Source organism: Achromobacter sp. 1011791174 (assembly GCF_059760925.1).
This window is the reverse complement of the sequence record NZ_JCBANH010000169.1, coordinates 1-5,501: the sequence shown is the minus strand read 5'-3', so window position 1 is coordinate 5,501 and position 5,501 is coordinate 1. Positions and strand designations below refer to the sequence as shown.

General features: G+C 69.7%; 5 protein-coding genes. All 5 read right to left on the bottom strand.

Features of this window, described 5'->3' with window-relative positions; genetic code table 11:
• Positions 1 to 22 precede the first annotated feature (22 nt).
• Positions 23 to 754: a monofunctional biosynthetic peptidoglycan transglycosylase gene (gene mtgA / locus AC6LJ5_RS29780; RefSeq protein ID WP_103272332.1), complete on the bottom strand. Its 732-nt coding sequence runs from the start codon at positions 752 to 754 to the stop codon at positions 23 to 25.
• Positions 755 to 758: 4 nt separating this feature from the next.
• Entirely contained in the window at positions 759 to 1,610 is an 852-nt protein-coding gene (gene aroE, locus AC6LJ5_RS29775) for a shikimate dehydrogenase (protein ID WP_498142393.1), read from the bottom strand.
• On the bottom strand, positions 1,607 to 2,506 hold the full coding sequence (locus AC6LJ5_RS29770; RefSeq protein WP_498142392.1) for a TonB family protein: 900 nt from the start codon (positions 2,504 to 2,506) through the stop codon (positions 1,607 to 1,609). Before AC6LJ5_RS29770 ends, aroE begins: the two co-directional genes overlap by 4 nt.
• Before the next feature lie 87 nt (positions 2,507 to 2,593).
• Positions 2,594 to 3,673 carry an ABC transporter ATP-binding protein gene (locus tag AC6LJ5_RS29765; protein ID WP_103272335.1) on the bottom strand — a complete coding sequence of 360 codons (1,080 nt, stop codon included), beginning with the start codon at positions 3,671 to 3,673 and terminating at the stop codon, positions 2,594 to 2,596.
• The gene (locus AC6LJ5_RS29760) at positions 3,666 to 5,444 is read right to left on the bottom strand and encodes an ABC transporter permease (RefSeq protein WP_498142391.1); all 1,779 of its coding nucleotides are present in this window, start codon (positions 5,442 to 5,444) and stop codon (positions 3,666 to 3,668) included. Before AC6LJ5_RS29760 ends, AC6LJ5_RS29765 begins: the two co-directional genes overlap by 8 nt.
• Positions 5,445 to 5,501: the final 57 nt, after the last annotated feature.

Below are 5,501 nucleotides of genomic sequence, written 5' to 3'. Positions count from 1 at the left end.
CCTCGGCGGGGGCGGGTCCTGTTCAGGGAATATCGACCATCTGCATGCGGCGGGTCAGCACGCCGACGCGTGAGTTCAGATAGTTGGAGTTGCGGTTGCGGTCGTAGAAGCGCGGGTTGGGGAGCATGGCGGCCAGGCGGGCCGACTGGCTGGCGCCCAGGCCGGCGGCGGAGGTGTTGAAATAGTGCTTCGCGGCCGCTTCGGCGCCGAACACGCCCACGCCCCATTCGGCCACGTTCAGATACAACTCCAGGATCCGTTCCTTGCTCATGACGTGTTCGATCATGTAGGTCAGGACCAGTTCCTGACCCTTGCGCACATAGCTGCGCGAACTCGACAGGAACAGGTTCTTGGCCAACTGCTGGGTGATGGTGGAGCCGCCGCGCATTTTGCTGCGCCCGGCTTCTTCCTGCTTCTGGTTGTATTCCCAGGCCTTGCGGATGGCCTCCCATTCCACGCCGTCATGCTCGGTGAAATTCGAGTCCTCGGCCGCCACGACCGCCCGCTTCAGGGAGTTGCTGATCTTGTCGTAGGGCACCCATTCATGCTGCAGGCGGAAGTCGGCGTGGCCTTCGCTGAGCCGCGCGTACTCCTCGCGCATCACCGCGCTGGCGCCGGGGTTCTGGTACTTGTACCAGACCACCAGGCCGAACAGCCAGAACTGGTACAGCAGCACGGCGCAGACCAGCGCCATCATCACGCCGGTGATGATCCGGAACCAGGACCTGCGGCCCTTGCCGGCGCGGCCCGCCATGCCTTCAGGGTCCCGCCGCCAGATCGGCGCGCAGCGCCGCCAGCACGGGCTCGGGATCGGGCCGCAGGCCGTGCCAGATATGGAAGCTCTCGGCCGCCTGGCCCACCAGCATGCCCAGGCCGTCCGCCGTGCGCGCGGCGCCGTCGGCCCCGGCCTGCTTCATGAAGGCGGTGGGTGCGGCGCCGTACATCATGTCGTAGGCCAGCGCGCCGGGGGCATACAGGCCGCCGGGCAGGTCGGGGGCGGCATCGGCCAGCCCGCTGGCGGTGGCATTGATGACCGCGTCCCAGCCGCCGGGCGTTGCCGCCTCGGCGAGCGTGCCGGCCGTGACCTGGACTGGCAGGCCGGCCCCGCTGGCGCGCCAGGCCTCGGCCAGTTCGAGCGCGCGGGCGGCGGTGCGGTTGACGATATGGATGCGGGCGCAGCCGGCCTGCGCCAGCGGCTGCAGCACGCCGCGGGCTGCGCCGCCCGCGCCGACCAGCAGCACGCGGGCGCCGTCCAGGCGCAGGCCCAGGCGCAGCAGGTCCGACACCAGGCCCACGCCGTCGGTGTTGCAGCCGTGCCAGGCGCCGTTGCGCCAGGACAGCGTGTTGACGGCGCCGGCCAGCCTGGCGCGGTCGGACAGGTTGCCCGCCGCCAGCGCGCAGGCCTCCTGCTTGAAGGGCACCGTCACGTTCAGGCCCAGTCCGCCTTCGGCGACGAAGGCGGCCGTCGTCGCCATGAAACCGTCCAGCGGCGCCAGCAGCCGGTCATAGCGCAGCGCCCGGCCGGTCTGGCGGGCGAACATGGCATGGATCTGCGGGGAGCGGCTGTGGGCGATCGGGTTGCCGATCACGGCGTAGCGGGCCTCGGTCATGGGGCTTGGGTTTCCAGGGTGTCGTTGACGAAGTGCCAGCTGCGCGTGATGACCAGCACGTCGGTGTCGCGCGCGATCTCGGGCGGGAAGGGGGGGAACGGCGCGGCCAGCTGCACGATGCGCCGCGCGGCCTGGTTCAGCACCGCGTGCGGGGACGGCTCGTCGATCTCGACGTCGGCGATGCTGCCGTCGGCGCGGACCGACACGGTCAGGCGCAGCGAGCCGTAGATGCGTCCGCGCGCCTCGTCCGGGTAGTGCTGGGTGCCCACGGCCTCCACCCGGGTGCGCCAGGCGTCCAGGTAGGCGGCGTAGCGTGAGGCTTCGGCCGAGGGCGCCACGAACTGCTTGCGCGGTTCCGCGCTGTACTGCTGCACGCGGGCGGCCAGGGCGGCCACCTGGGAATTCTGGATCACGCTGGCCTGCTCCTCGGCGTCGCGGCCATGGTCGGCGCCGTCTGGCCAGGGATTGACGGCCTGGCGCTCGGCGCCGGCCTTGTCGCGGGCCTGCAGCTGGGTCATCAGGCGGGCCTGTTCGGCCTCGAGCTGGACCTGGCGCTTGCGCATGGCTTCCAGCACGATGGTCTCGGCCGAGGCGCCGGTCTGGGGCAGCGGGGTGGTGGCCAGGCCGCGGTCGGCGTTGCCGCCGCCGCTCATCTGATTCTGGGCCTGGGCGCGAGGCGTTTCGGGCGGGGTTTCGCTGCGGGCGTTCAGCAGCAGCACTTCCAGGCTGGGCGAGGTGGGCTTGCTCAGGGCGGGCGCGCCAAGGCGCCACGCCAGCGCGCCGGCGTGCACCAACAGCGAGATCGCCAGGCCGATGCGCAGGTAGTGCTGGGCGGGCGCGCCCAGCCACCGCAGGAAACGGCTCGGCGGGGAGGGGGAATCAGCAAGGCTTTGCACGCAGGCATTGTAAGCCCGGCGCAGCTTACCGCCGTGTGTCAGGGACGGACGCCGCCACGGGCGGCGGCGTCTGCCTGGGCGGGCCGATTACTGATTGGGGAACACCCACACGTGCCGGGCCGGCAGGGCCAGGCGGCAGGCGCCGGGCTCGCGGCCCTCGGCGCCGTAGGCGCGCAGCGCCAGGGCGGCCGGATCGGCCTGTGCGCCGCGGAACACGTACTCCCAGCGGTCGCCCAGGTACATGCTGGTCACCAGCGGCAGTTCCAGGTGATTGCCGTCGGGATCGTCCGCCAGGCGCACCTGTTCCACCCGGATCACGGCGGTGGCGTCCTGGCCGGCGGTCAGTCCGGGCGCGGCCTTGCCCCACAGCGCCCAGCCGGCGCCCTCGATGCGGGCCTGGCCGTCGCGCAGTTCGGCGACCTTGCCGCTCAGGCGGTTGTTGCTGCCCATGAACTCGGCGGTGAACAACGTGTTGGGCGAGCCGTACATTTCCTGGGGCGTGCCCTGCTGCTCGATCTTGCCGTTGTTCAGCAGCAGGATGCGGTCGGAGATGGCCATGGCCTCGCTCTGGTCGTGCGTGACCATCAGCGCCGACAGGCCCAGGCGCACGATCAGCTCGCGCAGGAAGGCGCGGGCCTCTTCGCGCAGCTTGGCGTCCAGGTTGGACAGCGGTTCGTCCAGCAGGATCACGGGCGGGCTGTACACCAGCGCGCGGCCGATGGCCACGCGCTGCTGCTGGCCGCCGGACAGCTGGTGGGGATGGCGCTGGCCGAGCTTGCCCAGGCCGAGCTGGTCCAGCACGGCCTGCACGCGTTCGCGCACCTCGGCCTGCGGCGTCTTGCGCAGCTTGAGCGGGTAGGCGACGTTGTCGAACACGGTCTTGTGCGGCCACAGCGCATAGGACTGGAACACCAGGCCCAGGTTGCGCTCTTCGGCCGGGATCTCGCGGCGCGCGGCGCCGTCGTAGACCACGCGATCGCCGATGGTGATGCGGCCGCGCTTGGGGCCTTCCAGGCCGGCGACGGCGCGCAGCAGCGTGGTCTTGCCGCTGCCGGACGGGCCCAGCAGGGACACCACTTCGCCCTGGCGCAATTGCATCGACACGCCCTTGAGCACCGGGTTGTCGCCGTAGTCCAGGTGCAGGTCTTCAACAGAAAGCTCAATCATGAAGTTTGACTCCGAATCGCAGGGCGATGCCCAGGCCGATGACGACCAGAACGATATTGATGAAGGAAAGCGCAGCCACGATGTCGATGGCGCCGGAGGCCCACAAGGACACCAGCATGGAGCCGATGGTCTCGGTGCCGGGCGACAACAGGTAGACGCCGGTGGAGTATTCGCGCTCGAAGATCAGGAACATCAGCAGCCAGGAGCCGATCAGGCCGTACTTGGCCAGCGGCACGGTCACGTGGCGTGTGACCTGGCCGCGACGCGCGCCGGCGCTGCGGGCGGCCTCTTCCAGCTCGGGGCCCACTTGCAGCAGCGTCGACGAGATCAGCCGCAGGCCATAGGCCATCCAGACCACGGTGTAGGCCAGCCACACGCTGAAGATGGTGCTGCGCATGGAACGCAGCCACTCGATGAAGTTCTCGCGCAGCCATTCGGCGAAGGGCAGCCCCGACAGCCAGCCGCCGAGGTCGGCGTCCAGCGCGTTGTCCAGCCACATCGGCACGAACAGGAACACCCACAGGAAGGCCAGGCCGGCCAGCAGGCCGGGCACCGCGCGCGGCACCAGCACGCTGTAGTCCATGAAGCGCGTGACGTTGTCCGGCTTGCGGTGCATGGCCAGGCCCACGAAGGTGTAGCAGAACACGGCCAGCGCGCCGCCGAACACGCCGATGGCGACCGAGTTGACGATGGCGCGCATCAGGTTGGGCTGCGAGAACACCGTGCGGAATGCATCCAGCGACAGCACGTCCAGCAGCGACACGCCCATGCCCCAGTTCGATACGAAGGCGCGCAGCAGCACGCCCAGCAGCGGCACCACGATGGTGACCAGCAGCCAGAACGCGACGACCGCGCCGGCCACCCAGCGCCACTTGCCCAGCGGCAGCGGGCGCGCGCGCGAGGCCTTGCCCTTGACGGTGACGAAACGGTTGGCGGTGCGCATCAGGCGGCGCTGCAGCATGACCAGCGGAATGGTCATGCAGATCAGCACCACGGCCACGGCCGCCATCAGGTGGTAGGACGGGATCCCGAGCTTGTTGGTCAGCTTGTACAGGTAGGTCGCCAGCACCAGGTTGCCTTCGGGGTCGCCCAGCACCAGCACCAGGCCGAACACCTCCAGGCCCAGGAAGAACAGCAGCACCGTGGCGTACAGCATGGCCGGCCGCACCATCGGCAGGCTGACCGAGACCATCACGCGCAGCGGCGAGGCGCCGGACACGCGGGCGGCTTCCTCGACGTCCGAGCCCATGCTGCGCAGCGCCGACGAGATGTACAGGTAGGCGTGCGGTACGTGGGTCAGGCCGGCGATGATGACGATGCTGGTGAGCGAATAGACGTTCCAGGGCACGAAGCCCAGCAGGCTCTGCGCCCAGGTCGAGAAGAAGCCGACCGGGCCGGCGGCCACCACGTAGCCGAAGCCCAGCACCATGGGCGACACGAAGATCGGCACCAGGATCAGCGGCTCGATCCAGCGTCGGCCCGGCAGGTCGGTGCGGATCATCAGGAAGGCCAGCATGCCTCCCAGCGGAATGGCGATGACGGCCAGGCCGAAGGCCAGGATGAAGCCGCTCTTGAGCGCCTTGTAGAAATCGGAATCCGCGAAGATGAAGCGGAACGCGTCCAGGCTGAAGACCTTGGACGGCGAGAAGAAGGGCGCGGACAGAAAGCTCTGGATGATGATGAACGACAGCGGCACGTAGATGGCCAGGGCCGTGATCAGCACCACCACGCCGCGCGGCAGGGACTGCCATTTTCTGCGCAATGACTGCATGGGGAAATCCTGTGTTCGGGGGACGCGGGCCGCGCCGCCGGCGGGGCGGGCGTGGCG

What these genes read in the sequence shown, in the direction of transcription:
- AC6LJ5_RS29760 (WP_498142391.1), bottom strand. Translation starts at nt 5,444, where the DNA reads ATGCAGTCATTGCGCAGAAAATGGCAGTCCCTGCCGCGCGGCGTGGTG.
- aroE (WP_498142393.1), bottom strand. Translation starts at nt 1,610, where the DNA reads ATGACCGAGGCCCGCTACGCCGTGATCGGCAACCCGATCGCCCACAGC.
- AC6LJ5_RS29765 (WP_103272335.1), bottom strand. Translation starts at nt 3,673, where the DNA reads ATGATTGAGCTTTCTGTTGAAGACCTGCACCTGGACTACGGCGACAAC.
- mtgA (WP_103272332.1), bottom strand. Translation starts at nt 754, where the DNA reads ATGGCGGGCCGCGCCGGCAAGGGCCGCAGGTCCTGGTTCCGGATCATC.